Genomic DNA, 21,428 nt, shown 5'->3' on the forward strand with positions numbered 1-21,428 from the left:
TAAAAGAGGAATGTACAATGCGTAATCTTACCATGATGACGGACCTGTACGAGCTGACCATGATGAACGGGTACTGGCGGTACGGCATGGCGCAGAATACCGCCGTCTTCGATTTGTTCTACCGCAAGCAGGGCGATGAAACGTCCCATGCCGTCGTCGCCGGCTTGGAGCAGGCGATTGAATACGTGCGCGACCTGCACTTCTCCGCAGAGGACATTGAATACCTGAGAAGCCTTAACACGTTTGACGAAGGATTTCTCGATCTGCTCCGCGATTTTCGTTTCACGGGCGACATCGACGCCATGCCGGAGGGGACCATCGTCTTCCCCACCGAACCTATTGTGCGCGTGTGCGCGCCGATGATGGAGGCTCAGCTCGTGGAGACGGCGCTGCTCAACATCATCAACCATCAAACCCTGATCGCCACCAAGGCCAGCCGTGTCGTGCAGGCTGCTCAGGGAGACGGCGTGCTCGAATTCGGTCTTCGCCGCGCGCAGGGGCCGGACGCGGGCATCTACGGCGCGCGCGCTTCGATCATCGGCGGCTGCGTCGCCACCAGCAACGTGCTTACGGGACAGATGTACGACATTCCCGTTCGCGGCACGCACGCGCACAGCTGGGTGATGAGCTTCCCCTCCGAGCTGGACGCCTTCCGCGCTTATGCGGAAATCTTTCCGCGCGACTGCCTGCTGCTCGTGGATACCTACGACACGCTCAAGAGCGGCGTGCCCAACGCGATCACGGTTTTCAAAGAGCTGCGCGGGCGCGGTTTTGAGCCCAGCGGCATCCGCCTAGACAGCGGCGACCTCGCCTATCTGAGCCGGACGGCGCGCAAAATGCTCGATGAGGCCGGTTTCCCCCAAGCACGCATCTTTGCCTCCGGCGACTTGGACGAGGAGGTCATCTGGGATTTGAAGGCGCAGGGCGCAGCCATCGACGTCTGGGGCGTCGGCACGCGTATGATTACGAGTCAGAACAACCCGGCGCTCGGCGGCGTATACAAGTTGTCCGCTGAAGAGGTAGACGGCACGCTCGTGCCGCGCATCAAGATCTCCGAAAACCCCGCAAAGATCACCAACCCCGGCAAAAAAAAGGTGCTGCGCATCTATTCCAAGGAAGACCGTCACGCGTTGGCCGACCTCATCGCGCTCGACAGCGAGGTATACGATGAGCAGCAGCCCCTGACAATCTTCGACCCGGAGAACACCTGGAAGCGCATGACGCTGACGGATTATACGCTTCGTCCCCTGCTTGTGCCGGTGTTCAGAAACGGGCGGCAGGTCTACGAGTCCCCTGATCTGCACCGCATCGCCGCCTACGCGAAGGAGGAGCTCGACACGTTCTGGAGCGAATATAAACGCCTTCATCGCCCACAGCGCTACAAGGTCGACCTTTCGCAGAACCTTTACAACCTCAAGCAGGAGCTGCTCGCGCGCCACGGTCATTGAGCCCGCCGGTGCGGTTCGATCTGTCATGCAAAAAAGCGCCGGCCCACAATGGGCGGCGCTTTTCGTAGATCGTTTTACTGCAGCTGCGTCTGCATCTGCGCGAACTGCTGCTTGGAAGTCGCGATCTCCTGCTGCTGCGCAGTCGGCATCTGGTACCACCCATGCGTGCGCATCTGATCGAAGATCGTGTACTGATCCGTCACCGTCTGCTGCCAGTTCTCCATCAGGATGTTGCGCAGCTTCGGGCAGCTCGCTTCCAGGATGAGGACGCTGTAGCTGTTAGCGAGCGCCTTGTGGCATCCGAGCATGTCCTCGACCATATCCTTTTCCGTCAGCGCATTCTGCTGGCCTGCCTGCTGGTTCGGCTGGGTGGCCTGCTGCGCGCCCGCCTGCTGCTGGTTTTGCTGATTTTGCTGCTGGTTTCCACCGAAGTACGGCATATTCTGCTGGCTCATCTTCTCTGCCTCCTCGCTCAATTCCGTTAGTTCTGGCTGTTCAGGTAGGTAAACAGCCGGTCGTACTGCTGCTTATGGTGCTGCGCCATCGTCTGCGCCATGGTTTTGAGCGCAGGGTCGGTGATTTGCGAGGCGTAATGCTCGAACTTTTTGTTCGCGAGCGCCTCGTGCGTCAGCTGATCTCCGATCAGATGCAGATCCTTTTGGGTAAGCTGTGCATTTCCTTGCGGCATACAATCTCTCCCTTTCCTTCTCCGCCCGCCGATGTCAACCGTTCGGGCGCGCACGGCCTTTTTCGCCATGCCTGCCGGCCTTTCGGCCTCTTCCTGTTTCATCCATAGCTTGCGCACTCAAGACTATTTTATACATGAAAGCGGTGCTGTACATGAGCCGAATTACCTCTATCAAAAAGCAGCGCGGCCTTGTCCTCGTCGAAATCGAGGAAGAAGCCGCGTTGCGCGTTCCCGCGAGCCTATATCGTGAAAGGCCGCTTCAGCCGGATACGGATTTAGACATTGAGGCGTATGAAGCCTGGCTCAGCGAACGAGAGTATCCGCACGCGCTCAGCCGAGCGGTCGAGTATCTGGCCGCCCGGCCACGGACGGAGCGCGAGATGGAAACGCGCCTTCACCAATGCGGCTACACGGACAAGGCCGTCGCCCGCGTCATGGCCCGTCTGCAGCGCGAAGGCTTTTTAAACGACGCACAATTTGCGGATCAGTGGACGCAGGCCCGGCAGGAGCGCGCGCTCGGTAAGCGCCGCATTGCCCAGGAGCTCGCGCGCAAGGGCGTCTCGCGCGAACACGTAGACGCCGCCCTTTCCCATGTCGACGAGGAGGAACAGCAGCGCCAGGCGACCGAGCTGTGCAGGCGGCTCCTTGACAGAACGCGTGGAAAGGACGAGCGCGACGTCTGCCGGAAGGTGCTGGCCGCGCTGGTTCGCCGCGGCTACGATTGGGATACCGCCAAGAGGGCGCTTGCGCATGCGGGCACGGATTCCTCCGACGACGGCTGGGACGAGTGATTCATCGGACGGGCAGCAGGATCTTCGTCACGTAGTCATCGCTTCGCTCCGATGTCAGGCTGTCCAGCACGCAGTATTCATAGGCATATCCGCAGGGCTCCATCCCCCTGCGCTCAATTTCCTTCAGCAATTTCCGGTACGTCACGCCCGTCTGTTCGTACGTTCCAACGTGGTACGCAAACGCCGCCCTCCCCGCGGGACGTCGCAGGCAGCCCGGTATTTCCGATTCGAGCGGCAAAAAGGCATACCGTGCGCGCAGGACATCGCCCGAGCGAATGTCCTCCAGTGCGACCATCGTACCCAGTTGATAGTAGTGAGGGTAATTTTCTTCCTTTGCCCGGCGCAGCAGGCGTTTGAGCGCGAGGTCCTGCTCCTCCAGATGTCCCGGCGCCTCGACCGGCTCTGCCGCGAGGATGTCGCCCGCAACGTCCTGAATGACGACACCCTCCTGTGTGTCTTCATAAAACGCTTCCAACGTCCCGATTTTGCGCTCCAGCTTCCGCGCAGTTCGGTCGAGCCGGCGCATTTTCTCGTGGATGCGCTGGCGCTGAGCGGCCATCAGCTCAATCGCCCGGCTGTCGTTCCGGCTCTTCATAAAGCCCCGTATCTCGTCGAGCGAGAGCCCCATCTCCTTGAGCATCAGGATGCTGTCCAGCACTTCAAGCTGCTCCGCCGTATAGTAGCGATAGCCGTTCTTGGGGTCGATAAAGCGCGGCACAAAAACTCCTTCCCGGTCGTAATAGATGAGCGCCTGCTTGGAAAGCCCGCTCAGTTTCGCCACCTCGCCGACTGTAAAACGCGTATGCATCGATTTCCTTCCTCCCGGCCCTTGACAATATAGCTACTATATCCTTTATACTGAGGTTTGTCAAGAAATCCAGCGATAAACCCAGAAAGGAGCTTTTCCCTTGAACACATCCTCTTCTCGCCGTGCGCAGGCGCTTTGCCACTACGGTTCGCTTCTGCTGGGCGCGTGCATTTTGGCCTTTGGCCTCTTTAACGTGCACAGCCAAAGCCAGATTACGGAGGGCGGCGTGCTCGGCATGACGCTTTTTTTGCAGCACTGGCTGAAAATTTCTCCTGGCATCAGCGGCTTTGTTATGGACATGACCTGCTATGCCGTCGGCTTTCGCCTGCTCGGCAGGTCTTTTCTGAAAAATGCGGTCGTCGCAAGCTGCGGCTTTTCCCTGTTTTATAACCTTTTTGAGCACTTCGGTCCTATTTTGCCGCCGCTTTCCGATCAGCCCCTCTTCGCCGCGCTGCTCGGCGGTCTGTTCGTCGGCGTCGGCGTGGGCCTCGTCGTGCGCGCGGGCGGCGCCTCTGGCGGAGACGACGCACTGGCGCTCATTATCGTGCGGCTCACGAAGCTGCCGATCGCTAAGGCCTATTTTTTCACGGACTTCGTCGTGCTGATGCTCTCTCTCACCTACATCCCCGTCACCAAAATACTCTGTTCGCTGGTGACGGTGACGATTTCCTCTTTCATCATCGGGCGCATCCACACGCTTGGAAACAGCGTAGTGCCGGAAACGGAATAAGCAAACCCGAACATAGATGTCGTCCTTCACCCATCAGCGCGAATCCTCCTCGAGGAATTCGGCGCTGATTCGTTTTGCTCATTGCTTGAAGAAGCTCTCCAACCGTTTGCTTCGCAGCGCCCAGTCAAGCTCCCGCGCGTCGCCTTCTGTCCCCGATAGCAGGTATTCTGCCATTTCGTCTCCAAGCCCGGCCGCTCTCACGCACTCCAAGATCAGGCTCTTTAGCAGTTCCTCGGTCTGCGCCCTGTTTCTATCCTTGAAAAAGGCCGCGATTTCCCGGTAGTCCGCTGCGTTCAGCTCCGGCAGGCGCAGCGTTTTTTGTGCGACGGCATGCCCGATGACGCTGCGCAACACCACGCCGCAGAGGTTAAACGGCAGGTCGCGATATTCCGCGCTGTAAAAGTGCAGCGCTCCCCGCACGAATTGTTTCGATAGGGTAGAAAGGAATCGCTGCTCCATCGATAGGTACGAGAGATAAACAGATACGGCGTGCACACCCTGCAAGTCTCCGATGGGCCTGCGCGTCGGATAACTCAGCGCGATGCCGTGCTCGTGCGGGGAAAACAGCACGTCGTAGTGCGTCAGGAAGAACGGTATTTCCCGCGTCACCGCCTCCTCATAGAACGACACACCGTAGGATTGGAATGTCCGTTGCAGCCTTTCATACTTCATTCGGCAGAAGAGCGCTTTTTGCCGAATCGCTTCCAGCCCCATGTCGTACAGAGCCTGCGCGGTCGGCTTACTTTGTGTGGGCAGGGCCGAAGCCGTTAAGCGCCGCTCGCCTTCCCGTATGCAGTAAAGCGCCGCTTCCATCAGTTGACCGGCGGTTTCGTAAGGAATTGAGGTGCTGTCATTTCCGGCGTACTTTCGGGCGAGCCTGGCGACAACCAGCAGCGCTTCCTCCGCTTCAATCATCCTTCCTCCCCCTCCTCAAAAGATCAGTTCGCGCAGCGCGGCATCGTAAAGCTCCTTCTCCCAGCGCGTTTCCTCCGAAAACTGTTCGTATTCGCCGGCCCCCTGGCTGGCCTCATATCCGCGATATCCCGCACGAATGGCGCGCGCAAAGCGGTCAAGGCAGGTCTCTGCCAGATATTCTACCGATCCAAAGCAGACGTTGTCGAACTGTTCCCGCATAAATGCGAGCAGCTCGTCGTCCGTCAGACGGTCTCCCGACTCGTTTTTAAAGAGATAAAACACGTCCAGCAGTTCCCCGACCGTCCTTATGTATTCCTCCTTGGACAGGTACGCCGAATCAAAAAACGCAAAAATCAGCTTGGGCAGGATGCTCTCAGCGAATTCTACCCGCTCGTGTTTCTGCAAGGATTGTGTCCGGTTCGCCAGCAACGCCTTGGCGTCCTCTTCGCGCAGCGTGAGGCCGTATGCCTCCAATTTTTTGTTGCAGGCAAGCATTCTTCCAATCTCCTCCTGTTCTGCGCTTCGTATCGCCAGTTGGAACAACTCTTCCTTCATGCTACATCCCGCCTTTCCAAGTCGTTCGCTTATTATAGCGAACGACGCCCGAAACAAACAGACTGTTTTTTGTGGACCGCATGTGGTATAATAAAGGTGCAAAAGGGAGAGGCCGAAACGTCCTCTCCCTTTTGATTGGATCCTCCGCAAAGTAAAAATCCACCGGCTGACCGGTGGATTTTTGCGATTAGTATTTTTCGCGGGCGGTATAGGTCGTATGCAGCAGCTTGTGCGCTTTGTGACTGTTCGGTTCCTGCAGGAACTCCGCGTACAGCTTCTTGACGGAGGGATTCTCGTGCGACTTGCGCAGCGCCTTTCCCTCGTCCTCGCCGTACAACGCCCTGGCGCGCAGTTCCTTCACGTTTACCTCAACCTGCACGTCCGCGCAGACGATCGGCTGACCGCCGCCCGTAACACAGCCGCCCGGGCACCCCATGATCTCGATGAAGTGATAATCCTTTTCGCCCGCCTTCACCGCGTCCATCAGCCGCGCGGCATTGCCGGTGCCGTGTGCGACGGCGACCTTCACGTCCATGTCGCCGACCTTCACACACGCCTCCTTGACGCCCTCAAAGCCGCGCACGTCCTCAAACTCCACCTTGTCCAGCGTCTTGCCGGTGACGACCTCGTACACCGTGCGAAGCGCCGCTTCCATCACGCCGCCCGTCACGCCAAAGATGACGCCCGCGCCCGTGGATTCGCCGAGCATGTCGTCGAAGTCCTCGTCGGGCAGTTTTGCAAAGTCGATGCCCGCCTGCTTGATCATTCGCGCCAGCTCACGCGTGGTGAGCACGACATCCACGTCCTGCATGCCGTCGCGCGCGAGCTCGGGACGCTTTGCCTCGAACTTCTTGGCTGTGCAGGGCATGATGGAGACGACCGCTATCTTGCGCGGATCGATGTCGTTCTTTTCCGCGTAATAGCTCTTGACCACCGCGCCGACCATCTCATGCGGCGACTTGCAGGAAGAAAGGTTCGGAATCATCTCCGGATAGTTGTGTTCACAGAACTTAATCCAGCCCGGCGAGCAGGAGGTGATCATCGGCAGCACGCCGCCGTCCTTCAGGCGGCCGAGCAACTCCGTGCCCTCCTCCAAGATCGTGAGGTCTGCGCCGAAATCGGTGTCGAACACCCGGTCAAAGCCCAGGCGGCGCAACGCGGCCGCCATCTTGCCGGTGACACAGGTGCCGATCGGCATGCCGAATTCCTCGCCCAGCGCAGCGCGCACGGCGGGTGCGGGCTGCACGACCACATGTACCTCCGGGTCAGCCAGCAGATCCCAAACCTTCTCGGTGTCGTCCTTTTCATGCAGCGCACCGACGGGGCACGCCTCGATACACTGGCCGCAGTTCACGCAGGCCACTTCGGACAAATGCTTGCCCCATGCGGGTGCGATGGCCGTCTCAAAGCCGCGGTTGACCGGGCCGATGACGCCGACCTTCTGCACCTTGGCGCAGGCGGCGACGCAGCGGCGGCACAGCACGCACTTGTTTGCCTCGCGCACGATGGAGGGCGAAAGATCGTCTGCGGGCAGGTCGGTTCTGCGCCCTTCAAAACGCGTCTCGTCGTCCACGCCCAAATCCTTGCACAGCTTTTGCAGCTCGCAGTTGCCGCTGCGCACACAGGTCAGGCACTTGCGCTCGTGGTTGGAAAGGATCAGCTCCAGGTTCATCTTGCGCGCCTCGCGCACGGCGGGCGTATTGGTACGCACCTTCATGCCGTTTGAAACCGGCAGCACGCAGGCGGCCTGCAAAGAACGCGCGCCCGTATCCACGCAGCACAGGCGGCAGGCGCCGATCTCGTTAATCCCCTTCAGGTAACATAGCGTTGGAATATGAATATGGGCTTTGCGTGCGGCTTCCAGCACGGTCGTGCCGGGCTCCACCTGCACCTCTACCCCATCGATGGTAAGGGTAACCAAATCCATGCTCGTTTCCTCCTTTTGCGCCTCGGCCTGGCGGCGTTACTTCTTGATGATCGCGCCGAAGCGGCACTTCTCGATACAGGTTCCGCACTTGACGCACTTCGTGTTGTCGATCACGTGCTGCTTCTTCACCTCGCCGCTGATCGCGCCCACCGGGCAGACCTTTGCGCAAAGCGTGCAGCCGCGGCACTTGTCAGTGACGACGTAATTGAGCAGCGCGGTGCAGTGCCCTGCAGGACAGCGCTTTTCGTAGATGTGCGCCTCGTATTCGTCGCGGAAGTATTTCAGGGTGGAAAGCACGGGGTTGGGCGCGGTCTGACCCAGGCCGCACAGCGCGGTGGCCTTGATATTCTTGGCTAGCGCCTCCAGCTTTTCGATGTCGCCGTCCTGACCCTCGCCGCGCGTGATGCGCTGCAGAATCTCCAGCATGCGGCGCGTGCCGATGCGGCACGGCGTGCACTTTCCGCAGGATTCATCGACCGTGAAGTCCAGGAAAAAGCGGGCGATGTCGACCATGCAGTTGTCCTCGTCCATGACGATCATGCCGCCAGAGCCCATCATCGAGCCGATCTCGATCAGCGAGTCGTACTCGATCGGGATGTCGAGGTACTTGGCCGGGATGCAGCCGCCGGAGGGGCCGCCCGTCTGCACCGCCTTGAAGGCCTTGCCGTTCGGGATGCCGCCGCCGATGTCGTAGATGATCTCGCGAAGCGGCGTGCCCATCGGAATCTCGACGAGGCCCGTATTGACGATCTTGCCGCCCAACGCGAAGACCTTGGTGCCCTTGGAGCGCTCGGTGCCCATGGCGGCGAACCAGTCCGCGCCGTTGAGGATGATCTGACAGACGTTCGCGTAGGTTTCGACGTTGTTGAGGACGGTCGGCTTGCCGAAGAGGCCCTTGACCGCCGGGAACGGCGGACGCGGCCTCGGCTCGCCGCGGCGGCCTTCGATAGATTCCATCAGCGCGGTTTCCTCGCCGCAGACGAAAGCGCCCGCGCCCAGGCGGATGTGCAGGTCGAACTTGAAGCCTGTACCGAGGATGTCATCGCCCAGCAGGCCGTAGTCGCGCGCCTGGTCGATGGCGATCTGCAGGCGCTGCACGGCGATGGGGTACTCCGCGCGCACGTAGACATAACCCTCGTCCGCACCGATCGCATAGGCCGCGATCGCCATGGCTTCGATGATCGTGTGCGGGTCGCCCTCCAGCACGCTGCGGTCCATGAACGCGCCCGGGTCGCCCTCGTCCGCGTTGCAGGCCACGTACTTCTTCTCCCCCGATGAATTGTAGGCGAACTGCCACTTCATGCCCGTGGAGAATCCGCCGCCGCCCCTGCCGCGCAGTCCGGAGCGCTTGATCTCGTCGATGACCGCCTCGCGGCTCATCTCGGTCAGCACCTTTTCCAACGCCTTGTAGCCGTCCAGCGCGATGTACTCGTCGATGTTTTCAGGGTCGATGACGCCGCAGTTGCGCAGCGCGATGCGACGCTGCTTCTTGTAAAAGCCGATCTCGTCCAGCGACTGGTGATGCGCCTCTTCCGCGGTGTGGTCCACGTAGATGAGGTGCTGCACCTGGCGTCCCTTGATGAGGTGCTCGTTTACGATCTCCTCCACGTTTTCCGGCTTGACGCGGCTGTAAAACGTGCCGTCCGGGTAGACGATGACCACCGGGCCCGCGGCACACAGGCCAAAGCAGCCCGTGCGGACGACCTTGATTTCCTTGTCGAGGTTCTTTTCCTTGAGCTGCTGCTCAAACAGGCTGATCAGCTCCTGCGAGCCGGAAGACGTGCAGCCGGTGCCGCCGCAGATCAGCACATGTGCGCGATACAAATCCATGGTTGACTCCTCCTACTTTATGGCGGCCCGCCGCCGCCCTCCGTAATCAGGCAAATCGATTACTGCCCTTCGCACGCGCCGATGGTGTACTCGTCCACTGGCCGGCCGTTTACGATGTGCTCTGCGACGACGCGGGCGACCTTTTCGGGGGTCATGTGCACGTACGTCACCTTTTCCTTGTCGGGCACGAAGACCTCGACGATCGGCTCCAGGCGGCACATGCCGATGCAGCCGGTCTGGGACACGGTGACGTGCTGCAGGCCGCGCTTGCTGACCTCATCCACAAAGGCGAGCATGACGGGCCGCGCGCCTGCGGCGATCCCACAGGTTGCCATGCCGACCACGACGCGCGTTCCTTCACGATCCTTGCGAACCCCAACCTGCCCCTTCGCCCGCTGGCGAATGGCCTCAAGCTCCGCGATGGTTTTCATAGAGTAGCACCTCCGCTTATTTGTTCAAACCCTTCCCGCAAATAATCGCGCATCCATGAGACGACCTCCGGCAGATCGAGCGGCAGCCCGTCCAGCGCGCGCCTCACTTCCCGCGTATCAAACGTAAAAGACGTATCGTCCGTCTCATATAAAAGGAAATAGTCCGGATATTCTGGCGTGCCCAGCACGAGCGTGAGCATCGTTCCCTGCAGATCCCCCATCGGCGGGCGGTCGATATTGCTGCGCCCGAAGACGCCCTTTACGCGCGTACCCTCGCCCACCCTGGAATCGATCGAGAAGGAACCGCCGCTCCCTTCCGCATTCGCCTTAAACATTGGAATGCCGAGACCCACCCTGCGCGTGGTGCGCGTGGTGGTAAAAGGGCTCGTCACCCGGGCCAGCAGGTCCGCGTCCATGCCGCAGCCGTCGTCCGCGATCTCGATCACGACCGCGTCATCCCCTGCGCTGTCGCGGATGCGCACCTGCACGAGCGACGCGCCCGCCTTGACGCTGTTTTGCACCAGATCCAGAATGTGTAGCGACAGGTCGCGCATGGCGAATCAGCTCCTGTACTTGGCCAGAATGTCCGGGATGTCGTCCGGCACGAGGCGGCCGTACACCTCGTCTCCGATCATCATGACGGGGGCGAGGCCGCAGGCGCCCAGGCAGCGGGTCGCATTCAGCGTAAACTTGCCGTCCTTGGTGGTCTTTCCAACCTCCACGTCGAGCTCCTCGGCCAAGCGGTCGAGCACCTTCTGCGAGCCCTTCACGTAGCAGGCCGTGCCCAGGCACACGCCGATGACGTGCTCGCCGTTGGGTTCGAGCGAGAACTGGGAGTAGAAGGTCGCCACGCCGTACACCTCGCTGAGCGTCACGCCCAGCCCTTCGGCGATGAAACGCTGAACCTCTTCCGGCACGTAGCCAAAGATGTTCTGCGCAGATTGTAAAACCGGCATCAGAGCACCCTGTTCGCCTTTGTGCTCGGCTATCACCGCGCGCAGCGCTTCGTACTGTTCCGCCACGTTCTTGTCCGCCATAAGAACCAAAACCTCCTTATATGCATTCACGTGCATGTTTGATGAAACGATCACAAATTCCGGTTCATTATATCATAACGCCTAAAGGATTGCATCTAAAAAAACGAGGATTATCTACGGTTAACCCCATACTTTTCCCTTTTTCACAGATTTGTTCGACAAAAAATGCCCGTTTTCCCCATACAGCACTGCGTTTCTTGTTTAGTTTTAACCCTTTGCCCGCTTCGCGATTGATTGAAAAATAGCAATCGCATCTCTGGATTCCGCCTCCAGCAGATGTCCGTCCTCCGGAATGTCCTCCAGCCGGTGCGCGTCCGAAGCGTAAAGCACCGTAAAAGCGGACAAATCAACCGCGGGGACCGGCGATCTGCGGGATACCTCCACCGCGCAGAAGCCCGCCGACTGCGGAATGAAGCCCAAGTTGGTGAGAAGGCCGTTTGCCCCCCGGTTGATGTGGGCCGGCACGGGAAGCCCGCCCATCTCCCGCGCGGTACGGGCGACCTCGTCGATTCCTGCGTCGATCGCGGAGATGAGCAGTCTCTTTTCTTCCGCGACGGCCTCGTCGTCCGCGTCCATTTGAACCTGCCGTCCGAAGAAACGCGGGACATTTTGAATATCGGGCAGCCGTTCGTACACCCATCTGTCAAAAGCAAGCGCTTGCTCCACGGTTTGAAAGTAACAGAGCACGTGCACTTCCTCGCGCGTCGTCACCTCCAGCGCGGGCAGCAGCAAAAGGCCGCGCGCGTCGGCCGCCGCCTTCACCGCGGGCAGGTTGCGCGCCGTGTTGTGGTCGCTCACGGCGATAGCGTCCAGTCCGTTCAGCCACGCCATATTGACGAGGTTGTTGGGCGTCATGTCGTCGTCCGCGCAGGGCGACAGGCACGAATGCATGTGCAGGTCAACCTTCAGCTTCACGTCCGCTCTGCCTGTCCCACGCCAAGCGCGTACATCAGGCCGCATAGCTCGTAAGCGGTCTTTTCTGATGAAAAGACGGGCACCTCCTCCTCGACCGCCTTTTCCAGCGTCGCCTTCTCCAGCTCGATCCCCTCCGGGATGATGACGCACGCCATGTCCATCAGCATGGCGACGGCGATTACGTTCATGTGCGTCTGCACCGTAATCCATGCCATGCCGGCCTGACCGTGCGCGAGCACCCAACTGAGCAAATCACAGCTGTAGCCCGTCGTCACCTCGCGCAGGAGCAACGCCTCCGGTGTCAGCAGCCGCATGCCCGTCTTTTCCATCAGCTCTTTCAGCGTCATATGTTTCTTCCTTTCTTTGCACCGGCGCGCTTCACTTGCGCGTCCTTTCCGACAGCTCAACCATCTGCTGGGCCATCACCTGCAGCCGGCTCTTGAGCCGGTAAATGCAGTCCATCTCGCCCGCGTAGCCGTTTGCGATGTCCTCCGCGAGCGTCCGGCAGGTGGGCGACCCGCAGGAGCCGCAGTCATATCCGGGCAGTTCCTTGGTGATCTGCTCAATCTTTTCCATCTTGCGCATCGCTTCCACGATGTTGTCGTCCAGCTTCATGCTGCTGCTCGGCAGGATGGGCAGGGTGTTGTAGATTGGGTACTTGTTGAGCGTGGAGACGTCCACCGACTTTTCCGGGCGCGCGTGCTCCATGCGCTCGGTGAGCTTCCGAATGGTATTCTTGGCGACATACCCGTTTTCAAATGTCAGCGGTCCGCCCACGCATCCGCCCGTGCAGGCTTGTCCCTCGAAAAAGTCCAGGTCGTTTAAGCGGTTGTTCTCGATCTCCTCCAGCACGCGGATTACGTTCTCGATGCCGTCCACCGCCATGCTGTTCTCGCTGTGAATAGCCGCCGCCTCGCCGCCGCTGTTGGCCCAGCCCACGCCGTAGGGCGTCGCCGCGGAGAGCGTCTCCTCCTGCATGCTGCTCTTTCGCATCTGCGAGGAGAGAAGACCGTAAATTTCCATGATGGAGATCGCACCATCCATCGCGGATTTTTCGTGGCCGATGGGCGAACGGATGGCCGTCATCTTCGCGGGACAGGGGGTGATGAAAAAGCAACCCACCTCCTCCGCCTGCACGCCGTGCTCCTGGCAAAACTCGCGCTTGGCCATCAGGGCCGCCACCTCCATCGGCTGACGGACGTCCACCACGTGGTCGAGCAAGTCGGGGAAGCGCACTTGAATGAGCCGCACGATCGCCGGGCAGGCGGCGGAGATGAGCGGTTTGGGCGTGTCGGGCTTCTTCAGCTTTTCAATCAGCGCCCGTGAAACCACGTCCGCGCCGCGCGCAACCTCGAACACCGCGTCAAACCCCATCAGCTTGAGGCTGGTGAGCGCCCTGTTGATGCTGCTCAAATTCTTGAACTGCCCGTAGAGCGCGGGCGCGGGCAGCGCGATCTTGTAGTGAAACCGGTTGATCGAGGCGAAGGAGTCCGTCATCGCGACCTTCGCGTGGTAAGGGCACACGCGGATGCATTCCCCGCAGTCGATACACATCTCGTCGATGATGTGCGCGCGCCCGTCGCGGACGCGAATCGCCTCCGTCGGGCAGCGTTTCAGGCAGGTGGTGCAGCCCTTGCACCGTTCCTTTTCCAGCCTGACTGAATGATACGCTCTGTTCATGGCTTGTCCCCTCGTCTTCCTTCCGTTCCCGCCGGGTATCAGTTCAGCTTGAAGCCCATGCGGATCGTCGTGCCCACGCCGACGGCGGATTCGATCGTGAAGTCGTCGGCATTGCGCTTCATGTTGGGCAGGCCCATGCCCGCGCCGAACCCGAGGGTGCGCACGTCCTCCGGCGCGGTGGAATAGCCCTCCGTCATCGCCTTTTCGATGTCCGGTATGCCCGGCCCCATATCCTTCGAGGTCACGTAGACCCAGTTTTCGTCCACCGAAAGCATGAGCTGGCCGCCCACGCTGTGAATGATGAGGTTGAGCTCGACCTCGTAGGTCGCCACCGCCACCCGGCGCAGAATGCTTACGTCCACGCCCAGCTTTTTCAGCGTGCGCTTGATCGTGGCGGACGCCTCGCCCGCCGTCTCAAAAGCGCCGTGGTTCACGTCAAATGTCTCCAAAATGCTCACGTCCGCCATGTCTACCTCCTGCCGGATTCGCATCCGACGATTCCATTTGTATAGAGCAGCCCGCAGGCTACGTACAGCGTATGCCCAGTGGACAGAACCACGATGTCCCGCTCGCGCGCCATCTTCAGCATTTCCTCGTCCGGCTTCTTTCCCCTGCAAAAGACAATGCAGCTCACGTCCAGCATTTCGGCGGTACGGATGACGTGCGCGTTGGTCAGCCCCGTCAGCAGCACCGTCCGATCTTTCACAAACGCCAGCACGTCGCTCATCATGTCGGAACCGCAGGCAGAGCGGATGTCGATGTCAGGATCGTCCTCCGTCAAAAACTCTGCGGATAGAATGTCGGCGATCTCCCGTATTTTCATGGCCGTACCGTCCCTTCGTCTCTTCAGCCCATGGAGGCCAGAATGCTTTGGTTAAAGCGAACGTAATTACATAATACGTCTAAATAATTATACTTGATTTTAGACGCCATGGCTAGGGAATCCTGCGAATTTTGCGTTTTCACGCTGGAAATGGCGTTTTGCGTCGTCTCCAGCAGCGAGAGCATGCTGTCCACCACGCCGTCGCTTCCGCCGGGTACCAGCCGCAGCAGCTTTTTCTTCAGGGAATCGCCCTGCGCATAGAGCGTCTCCATCCGGCTGATAATCGCGTCGGCGGTCATGGTCTGCTTGTCAAGCGCCAGCGAACAGGCGCCGATTTCCTGCATGGCCCCTTCCACGAACGAAAAGATGTTCTGTATAGCGGTCTGCTGATCCGCCGTCGCCGTGATGCGCAGCTCCACCTCGTCCGTCTGCAGGATGTAGATGTACGCGGAAATGCCCTGGTTCTCCAGCCGCTTCTGAATCGTCATCGCGTCCTCCTGGGTGGTGTACGCCGATGCCAGAACGCGGAACTTGTCGTCCTCCAGAATGTAGCCCGCCGCGCCGCGCCCGGTATAGGCGGCCGCCTGGCTTCGCGCTGCGTCCAGCCCCGCGTACGCCCCCAGCTGAATGGTGTAAAACGTGCGTTTGGGCAGCACGAGCGTGTCGCTCACATCCTGCTGCGGAGGTAGCGTCACACCGGGCTGTGCGATCTGCTGTTCCTGCGTTCCTGGGGCGAAAAAGCCTTTGACTCCGGTCGTCAGCAAATAGAGCGCTGCCATAAAGCATACGAGTCCGAGCGCGCGCCGAAGGCCGCGCCCGGCAGGATAGCGCTTTTTTTGCAGATGGTGCTGCGTCCTGCGCATGGCCGTTCCTCCTAACATTCGGGTTGATCCCTGCCCCAGCCTATGCATGGACAAATTTCTTTATGTCGTTCCTTGATTCGCCCCGCGCGCAATGGTAGAATAGACGAAAAGCAATCAGGAACAGGAGAACGATCATGCGCTATCAGCTCGACACCATTCCCGTCTGGGATGCCTATAAAGCGGGCGGCGAGTGCCCGCTATGCGCCCTGCGCGCGCAAAACGAGGAAATGTACGTGGACAGCTTTCTCGGCGCTTCCGTCATGGAGCCCGATACCCGAGTCGAGGTCAATGAAAAGGGCTTCTGTCCCGAGCATTACCGGCAGATGTTCGCCCAGAAAAATCGTCTGGGGCTCGCGCTCATCACGCACTCCCACATGAAGGAGGTCATCTCTTCTCTCGACTCGATTCTGGAGGGAGCCGCGTCCGCCTCGGGCGGCGGACTGCTTCGCCGCCTGACGCCCGCTAAGGGAGAGGGCGGCGCGGGAGCCGCGCTGCGCGCACGCACGGGCAAGTGCATCCTCTGTGAGCGCCTGGATTACACGATGCGCCGCTACGCCTACACGCTCGTTCACCTTCACGTGCACGACCGGGAGTTCCAGAAGCTCTTCGCCGAGTCACAGGGACTCTGCCTGCAGGACCTCGCCCTCGTTCTGGACATGGCAGACGAAATGCTTTCGGGCAAGGAAAAGGCAACCTTTCTCGCCGCTGTCCGCGACGTGCAGAAAAAGAACATGGAGCGAATCGAAAAGGAATTGGAGTGGTTTACGCTCAAATTTGATTATCGCAATCAGGATAAGCCCTGGGGCAACAGCCGCGATGTGCTCGAACGGGCGATCAACAAATTGCAGGGAGCGTGCATCCAGCCCCGGGAGGACTGATGGAAAAGAAGGAATCGAGCATGCCGCAGCTTCGCATCCGTGCCTATCAGGCCGCCGACGGGCAGGCGCTTCTTCGGACGGCCGAGGGCTCCTTTTGAGAAAAGGACGCCGGTCAGTGGCGTTTGTTTGGACGAGCCTGAACGCCTCATCGCCGCGGAACGCGAAGACGTACCCGTCGGCCTGGCCTACGCCGAGGCGCCGGAGAGGATGCGCTTTGCTTCACCGAAAAGATAGGGTTTCGCCTGGAGCTTTGCCTCCGCTTTCATGACGCGCACAGGTCCCGTTCCGCCCCAGACGGATCTTCCATCAGGCCCTGCCGCGACGCGGACTGCGAGCAATGTCAGGCGGTGCTTTCCCGTTCCTTTCAGGAGATGCGCGTCGGCTTTCCGGATTCCATGCTGGAAAAGCCCGGCGCGCGGCGTGTACGACGCCCTGGGGGGTTGTGGAGCAATACGTGGCGGTATTTCCAAGAAAGAGCCTTTAAAAGAGACTGCAAGGGGGAACTAAGGGCATGCTTCATTACATTCTCGTCCGGTATAACGACCAGGCCCCCGACAGGGCGCGCCTGCGCGATGAAATCGCCGCCCTGTTTGAAGGGGCGCTCCAGCTTCCCGGCATCGATGAGGTGCGGCTTCACACCGCCGTCATCGACTCTCCGATGCGTTACGACCTGATGATCGTCATGCGCATGCAACAAGACGCACTTCCGGCCTTTGACGCATCCCCCATTCACCGGGCGTGGAAGGAGCGCTTCGCGCGCTACATAGACGCCAAGGCAATTTTCGACTGCGAATAAAGGCGGCCGGTTCCGCCTCGGGCTTCAAACGGCCGCGTCCGTCTTGCGCCTCTGCGCGCGGGCCGCACAAATTTTCCGTCGCACGAAAAAAGTCCGCCCGCCTGCTGCACGCAGACGGGCGGGCTTTTTTCGTGAGGTCAGACGTAGTGGACGGCGCTCATGCTGTGCTCGATCTCCCGCGCGGGCTTGCCGTACCCCAGCGCAAGACAGCACTGCACGTCATGGCCTTCCGGTATCCCATAGGCGTTCAGCAACGCGCGGACGCCCGCATCGCCGTTCGTCTCCTTCATCTGGTTGATCCAGCAGGAGGCTACGCCAAGCGCATGCGATTGCAGCATCATGTTCTGCATCGCGCAGCCCGCGTCAGCGCAGGCGTTCGCATTTTCCCGCAGGTTGGAGACGATTACCAGCGCGTCCGGCTTGTAAAAGTCGTAGTCTGCACGCGAAATAGCTCTGCCGACTGCAACCGCCAACTCCGCAATTTTCTTTTCGTCCGTCAGTACGGTGAAGCGCCAGGTCTGACGGTTCATCGCCGTGGGCGCGTAAACAGCTGCCGTCAGAATCTTCTCCAGATCTTCCTTGGGGATATGCCTTTTTTCAAACGCGCGGCAGCTTCTGCGCGTCATGATGTTTTCAAGAACAGCGTTCATACTTCTTCCTCCTTTTTATCGTTCCTCGACCTCTTCGTAGCGTTCCACCAACACGCCCGCCTCGCTCAGGATTTCCAGGGAAAACGCGTCGGGATACCCCTGCTGATAGACCACCCGGCGAATCCCGGCGTTAACGATCATCTTCGCGCAGAGGATGCAGGGCTGATGGGTACAGTACAGCGTCGCCCCGTCGATCGACACCCCCAGCTTCGCCGCCTGAATGATGGCGTTTTGCTCGGCATGCACCGCGTAGCACAGCTCCTGCCGGGTGCCTGACTCAATCCCCAGCTTTCTGCGCAGGCATTCGCCCCTCTCCACACAGGTGCGTATGCCCGCAGGCGCGCCGTTATACCCCGTCGTCATGATGCGCTTGTCCTTGACGATCACGGCCCCGATTTTTCGCTCCGCCTGATAACAGCTCGCCCACGTGGCAATCAGCCGCGCCATTTCCATAAACCGCTTGTCCCATTTATCGAACACGCCTACCGCCTTCTTTCCTGCCGTTAGCCTCATTATACAAACAGCTTCGCCGCCCGTCAATCCCAAAGCCGTTGTGGTTCAGCTTTCTGCACCTGCCGCATAGCTTAAGCGGGTGATGAAAAATGGCTAAGAAGCACGCTCTCATTCGGCAGACCGCTCTGCTGTCGGTTACCAACGTCGCCGTCCGGGCGATGGGTTTCGTCATGCGCATCTGGACTTCCCGCGTCCTCGGGGCGCAGGCGGTCGGCATTATGGAACTGGCCTCCTCCGCACATATGCTGTGCATAACCCCCGTCACGTCGGGCCTGCCCGTCGCGACCTCGCGCATGGTCGCCAAGGAAGGCGGCGAGGCTCCGCGCGTACTTAAAAGCGGCCTGCGCCTCGCACTGCTGATCTCCCTGCCCGTCTTCGCGCTCATGGCCGCCCTTTCGCCCTTTATCGCGAACCTGCTGGGGGACGTGCGCACATTTCCCTCCCTGCTGGCGTTTTTGCCCTGCATTCCCGTTCTTGGCCTCTCCGCCACGCTGAACGGCTACTTTTACGGCCGGGAAAACGCCATGCCGCCCGCCATGTCCGAGCTGCTGGAGCAGGTTCTGCGCTTCCTCGTCACGTTCGGACTGCTCTTCTCTCTGCCGCAGCTTGCCCTCGCCTACCGCGCGGCCATTCCCGCGGTGGCGACGCTCGTCGGCGAATCCTGCGGCCTTATCATGATGGCAATCTACGCGCGCAAAGCGCTCGGCGCTGCGCGGCGCACGCCGCGCTCCCCCATGCTCGAAAAGACGCTCTTTCGTCTCGCGCTGCCCATGACCTGCATGCGCCTCGTCTCCTCGTCCATGCGCACCGTAAACGCAATGCTGGTTCCCGCCCGTCTGCAGCTTTCGGGCCTTGCCGCGAGCGAGGCCGTCGCGCGCTTCGGCATGCTGCAGGGAATGGCGATGCCCGTGCTCATGATGCCTTCCGTCGTCACCAGCGCTCTGGCAATGGTCGTCTCCCCGGCAGTCGCAAAGCGTCAGCAAAGCGGCTCCGCGTTGGGTGCGCTCGTGCGCAAAACGCTGCTGGGCGCACTCGCCGTCTGTCTGCTCTGCGCCGCCGCCGTCTATCTCGCGGCGGGCTTTATCGCCGCGAGCATCTACCGTCAGGCAGAGCTTTTGCCGCTGCTGCGCTTCATGTGTCCTATGGTCGTCTTGATGGGGCTGCATCAGGTCGTCAACGCCATGCTTGCGGGGCTCGGCGTACAGAAAAAGGCGCTTTACGCCTCTCTGTCGGGCTCCACCTTCTCGCTGCTGCTCACGTTTGTGCTGACCGCGCGGCCGCAGCTTCGGCTGTATGGCTACGCCTTCGCTTCCATGGCCGGTCACGCGCTTACGCTGCTCCTCAACCTCAGCCTGCTCGGCGGCGCGGTGCGAAGGGAGATCGCTTAGCACGCCCCCGACCGGCAAAGCCTGTCGATACAATTTCATATGAAGGGGGGAGGATCCCTTCATGCGTCCCCTCTTGCGTGACGGTACTCCGCCGATCATCTGCCCCGCCGGGGCGCTCTCTTTTCCTGTGAGGCGGGCTAATGGCCGAGGCCGCTCGCGCCTCCCATCTTTTTTGCGCGTATAGTTGACAAAGTCAGATAAAGTGTTATACTGACTTTGTCAGCTAATAAAGGAGGACGTTTCGGTGCAGCAGACATTTTCGTATTACATCACGGTTCTCAAAAAGGACTTCGACCGCTTCTGCGAAGAACGCCTCGCGCAGATCGGCCTTACGCGCGGCCTGCTCTTTTTCTTCATCTACATCGGAAAGCACCCAGGCTGCTCGCCCAGCGAGCTTTGCGCGGTCCTGCACGCGGACAGCGGCCATACGGCTCGTTCGGTGGACAAACTTGTGCAGTCTGGTTTCGTCAGCCGCACGCGCAGCGAAACGGACGGACGCGCCTTTTCGCTCAGCCTGACGGCTAGGGGCGAAGAGGCGTTCGATTCGGTACGCCGCCTCTTCGCGGAATGGGACGAAATCGTCCTGAAGGACACTCCGGACGAGGAACGCAAGGATGCACTGCGCTTTCTCTCCGCCCTCGTAGAGGTAAAGGAAGGAACGCACTGTGTACGATAAGCTCTTTTCGCCATTCAGAATCGGAGGGCTGTCCCTGAAAAACCGCATCGTCTTCGCCCCGACGACGTTGGGGCTGCCGGAAGAGCAGCTGATCGCGTTCATCGCGCGCGTCGCCCGGGGCGGTACGGGGCTGATCGTCCTGGGCGACGTCAGCGCGCGCTCCGCTCCCCTGTCGCTCTACAGCAGGCGTGGATTTGACCGCTACCGCCGTCTGTGCGACGCGGCGCACGCTGGCGGCGCGAAGGTTTGCGCGCAGCTTCACCTCACCGATTCCAGCTTCAGGCCGCTGCTGAAATACCTGCCGCAAATGCTGACGCGGAAAATAGGGCCGCAGGATATGCGCGTTCTGCTGAATGGCACGGTGCGCGATACCGTCACCCGGATGCCGCCAAAGGACGTCGAACGCAACATTCGCTCCTTCGGTGAGGCCGCTGCGCTCGCGCAGCGGGCGGGCTTTGACATGGTGCAGGTGCACGGCGACCGGATGTGCGGGAGCTTCAGCTCCTCGCTTTACAACCAGCGCGAAGACGGCTATGGCGGCTCCCCCGAAAATCGGGCCCGCTTTTGCGTGGAAGCCGTCCGCGCCGTGCGCGCCAGCGTCCCCGACATGCCCATCGACTACAAGCTCGCCATCCGCCAGGAATCGCCGCACTACGGAAACGCCGGCGTGCTGATAGACGAGCTGCCCGTCTTCGTGCCGATGTTGACGGAGGCGGGGGTCAGCAGTTTTCACGTCGCGCTGGCCAACCACGGCGCGTTGAGCGATCCCATTCCCCCGGCCGATCATCCCTATTTTCAAGGTGAGGGCTGCTTTCTCGGGTATTGCGACGCGGTGCGCCGCTGCACCCGGCTGCCGATTTGCGGCGTCGGCGGCTTGTCGTCGCCCGACTTCATCGAAGCGCAGCTTGCGGTCGGACGAATCGATCTCATCGCGATGAGCAGGCAATTGATCTGCGATCCCGAGTGGCCCGTCAAAGTGGCCGAGGGCCTTCCTTATCGCCGCTGCATTCGCTGCAACAAAGGGTGCCTTGAAGGCCTTCAGCGCCATCAGGGAGCCCATTGCATCTTTGAAAGGGAGTGAATACT

General features: G+C 60.4%; 26 protein-coding genes. 8 read left to right on the plus strand and 18 right to left on the minus strand.

Annotated features, from left to right (window positions below):
• The first annotated feature begins 17 nt into the window (after window positions 1-17).
• Entirely contained in the window at window positions 18-1,448 is a 1,431-nt protein-coding gene (locus tag C1725_RS11830) for a nicotinate phosphoribosyltransferase (protein WP_102411802.1), read from the plus strand.
• Between the two features lie 74 nt (window positions 1,449-1,522).
• Here C1725_RS11830 and C1725_RS11835 read toward each other — a convergent pair whose 3' ends face one another.
• Both C1725_RS11835 and C1725_RS11840 read right to left on the minus strand, forming a co-directional pair.
• The gene (locus C1725_RS11835; RefSeq protein WP_102411803.1) at window positions 1,523-1,903 is read right to left on the minus strand and encodes a spore coat protein; all 381 of its coding nucleotides are present in this window, start codon (window positions 1,901-1,903) and stop codon (window positions 1,523-1,525) included.
• Between the two features lie 26 nt (window positions 1,904-1,929).
• On the minus strand, window positions 1,930-2,136 hold the full coding sequence (locus tag C1725_RS11840; RefSeq protein ID WP_102411804.1) for a hypothetical protein: 207 nt from the start codon (window positions 2,134-2,136) through the stop codon (window positions 1,930-1,932).
• Between the two features lie 152 nt (window positions 2,137-2,288).
• Here C1725_RS11840 and C1725_RS11845 point away from each other — a divergent pair, with 152 nt between their 5' ends.
• On the plus strand, window positions 2,289-2,927 hold the full coding sequence (locus C1725_RS11845; protein ID WP_346026617.1) for a regulatory protein RecX: 639 nt from the start codon (window positions 2,289-2,291) through the stop codon (window positions 2,925-2,927).
• Between the two features lies 1 nt (window position 2,928).
• On the opposite strand, the gene C1725_RS11850 is transcribed toward C1725_RS11845, so the two are convergent.
• A complete protein-coding gene (locus C1725_RS11850) occupies window positions 2,929-3,735 on the minus strand; it encodes a MerR family transcriptional regulator (RefSeq protein WP_102411806.1) in 807 nt (268 codons plus the stop codon).
• A 100-nt stretch (window positions 3,736-3,835) separates the two neighbouring features.
• Here C1725_RS11850 and C1725_RS11855 point away from each other — a divergent pair, with 100 nt between their 5' ends.
• Window positions 3,836-4,465, plus strand: coding sequence for a YitT family protein (locus C1725_RS11855; protein ID WP_102411807.1), 630 nt, complete (start codon window positions 3,836-3,838; stop codon window positions 4,463-4,465).
• A gap of 78 nt (window positions 4,466-4,543) precedes the next feature.
• On the opposite strand, the gene C1725_RS11860 is transcribed toward C1725_RS11855, so the two are convergent.
• The 13 genes from C1725_RS11860 to C1725_RS11920 form a co-directional block, all read right to left on the minus strand.
• A complete protein-coding gene (locus C1725_RS11860; protein ID WP_102411808.1) occupies window positions 4,544-5,380 on the minus strand; it encodes a DUF6179 domain-containing protein in 837 nt (278 codons plus the stop codon).
• Between the two features lie 15 nt (window positions 5,381-5,395).
• Window positions 5,396-5,935: a DUF6323 family protein gene (locus tag C1725_RS11865; protein WP_102411809.1), complete on the minus strand. Its 540-nt coding sequence runs from the start codon at window positions 5,933-5,935 to the stop codon at window positions 5,396-5,398.
• A 187-nt stretch (window positions 5,936-6,122) separates the two neighbouring features.
• Entirely contained in the window at window positions 6,123-7,862 is a 1,740-nt protein-coding gene (locus C1725_RS11870) for an NADH-dependent [FeFe] hydrogenase, group A6 (RefSeq protein ID WP_102411810.1), read from the minus strand.
• A gap of 36 nt (window positions 7,863-7,898) precedes the next feature.
• Window positions 7,899-9,692, minus strand: a complete 1,794-nt coding sequence (nuoF, locus tag C1725_RS11875; protein WP_102411811.1) for an NADH-quinone oxidoreductase subunit NuoF — start codon at window positions 9,690-9,692, stop codon at window positions 7,899-7,901.
• A gap of 59 nt (window positions 9,693-9,751) precedes the next feature.
• Entirely contained in the window at window positions 9,752-10,123 is a 372-nt protein-coding gene (locus C1725_RS11880; protein WP_102411812.1) for a (2Fe-2S) ferredoxin domain-containing protein, read from the minus strand.
• Window positions 10,120-10,677, minus strand: a complete 558-nt coding sequence (locus tag C1725_RS11885) for an ATP-binding protein (protein WP_102411813.1) — start codon at window positions 10,675-10,677, stop codon at window positions 10,120-10,122. Before C1725_RS11885 ends, C1725_RS11880 begins: the two co-directional genes overlap by 4 nt.
• Before the next feature lie 6 nt (window positions 10,678-10,683).
• Window positions 10,684-11,160: an NADH-quinone oxidoreductase subunit NuoE gene (nuoE, locus tag C1725_RS11890; RefSeq protein WP_102411814.1), complete on the minus strand. Its 477-nt coding sequence runs from the start codon at window positions 11,158-11,160 to the stop codon at window positions 10,684-10,686.
• A 207-nt stretch (window positions 11,161-11,367) separates the two neighbouring features.
• Complete coding sequence (locus C1725_RS11895) at window positions 11,368-12,075, minus strand: PHP domain-containing protein (protein WP_102411815.1); 708 nt, start codon at window positions 12,073-12,075, stop codon at window positions 11,368-11,370.
• The gene (locus C1725_RS11900) at window positions 12,072-12,422 is read right to left on the minus strand and encodes an AraC family transcriptional regulator (protein WP_102411816.1); all 351 of its coding nucleotides are present in this window, start codon (window positions 12,420-12,422) and stop codon (window positions 12,072-12,074) included. The genes C1725_RS11895 and C1725_RS11900 overlap by 4 nt, the downstream gene beginning before the upstream one ends.
• A gap of 31 nt (window positions 12,423-12,453) precedes the next feature.
• Window positions 12,454-13,755, minus strand: a complete 1,302-nt coding sequence (locus tag C1725_RS11905) for a [Fe-Fe] hydrogenase large subunit C-terminal domain-containing protein (protein ID WP_102411817.1) — start codon at window positions 13,753-13,755, stop codon at window positions 12,454-12,456.
• A gap of 38 nt (window positions 13,756-13,793) precedes the next feature.
• Window positions 13,794-14,222, minus strand: a complete 429-nt coding sequence (locus tag C1725_RS11910; protein WP_102411818.1) for an ATP-binding protein — start codon at window positions 14,220-14,222, stop codon at window positions 13,794-13,796.
• A gap of 2 nt (window positions 14,223-14,224) precedes the next feature.
• Window positions 14,225-14,578 (minus strand): DRTGG domain-containing protein, encoded by a 354-nt coding sequence (locus tag C1725_RS11915; protein ID WP_102411819.1) that lies wholly within the window; start codon window positions 14,576-14,578, stop codon window positions 14,225-14,227.
• Between the two features lie 23 nt (window positions 14,579-14,601).
• Window positions 14,602-15,441, minus strand: coding sequence for an SPOR domain-containing protein (locus C1725_RS11920; RefSeq protein WP_346026618.1), 840 nt, complete (start codon window positions 15,439-15,441; stop codon window positions 14,602-14,604).
• Between the two features lie 134 nt (window positions 15,442-15,575).
• Here C1725_RS11920 and C1725_RS11925 point away from each other — a divergent pair, with 134 nt between their 5' ends.
• Window positions 15,576-16,319, plus strand: a complete 744-nt coding sequence (locus C1725_RS11925; protein ID WP_102411821.1) for a DUF6062 family protein — start codon at window positions 15,576-15,578, stop codon at window positions 16,317-16,319.
• A 511-nt stretch (window positions 16,320-16,830) separates the two neighbouring features.
• The gene (locus tag C1725_RS11930; RefSeq protein WP_102411822.1) at window positions 16,831-17,115 is read left to right on the plus strand and encodes an antibiotic biosynthesis monooxygenase family protein; all 285 of its coding nucleotides are present in this window, start codon (window positions 16,831-16,833) and stop codon (window positions 17,113-17,115) included.
• A gap of 137 nt (window positions 17,116-17,252) precedes the next feature.
• Here the strand turns inward: C1725_RS11930 and C1725_RS11935 are convergent, their stop codons facing one another.
• Window positions 17,253-17,765, minus strand: coding sequence for a nitroreductase family protein (locus C1725_RS11935; protein ID WP_102411823.1), 513 nt, complete (start codon window positions 17,763-17,765; stop codon window positions 17,253-17,255).
• Window positions 17,766-17,780: 15 nt separating this feature from the next.
• Window positions 17,781-18,245: a deoxycytidylate deaminase gene (locus tag C1725_RS11940; RefSeq protein WP_346026619.1), complete on the minus strand. Its 465-nt coding sequence runs from the start codon at window positions 18,243-18,245 to the stop codon at window positions 17,781-17,783.
• Between the two features lie 122 nt (window positions 18,246-18,367).
• Here C1725_RS11940 and C1725_RS11945 point away from each other — a divergent pair, with 122 nt between their 5' ends.
• From C1725_RS11945 to bilR, 3 genes are all read left to right on the plus strand, one after another.
• Window positions 18,368-19,666: an oligosaccharide flippase family protein gene (locus tag C1725_RS11945; RefSeq protein WP_102411825.1), complete on the plus strand. Its 1,299-nt coding sequence runs from the start codon at window positions 18,368-18,370 to the stop codon at window positions 19,664-19,666.
• Window positions 19,667-19,910: 244 nt separating this feature from the next.
• Entirely contained in the window at window positions 19,911-20,342 is a 432-nt protein-coding gene (gene bilQ, locus C1725_RS11950) for a bilirubin utilization transcriptional regulator BilQ (RefSeq protein ID WP_346026620.1), read from the plus strand.
• The gene (bilR, locus tag C1725_RS11955) at window positions 20,332-21,423 is read left to right on the plus strand and encodes a bilirubin reductase (RefSeq protein ID WP_102411827.1); all 1,092 of its coding nucleotides are present in this window, start codon (window positions 20,332-20,334) and stop codon (window positions 21,421-21,423) included. The genes bilQ and bilR overlap by 11 nt, the downstream gene beginning before the upstream one ends.
• The last annotated feature ends 5 nt before the right edge of the window (window positions 21,424-21,428 follow it).

Source organism: Beduinella massiliensis, from assembly GCF_900199405.1.
In the GTDB taxonomy this organism is placed as follows: domain Bacteria; phylum Bacillota; class Clostridia; order Christensenellales; family Aristaeellaceae; genus Beduinella; species Beduinella massiliensis.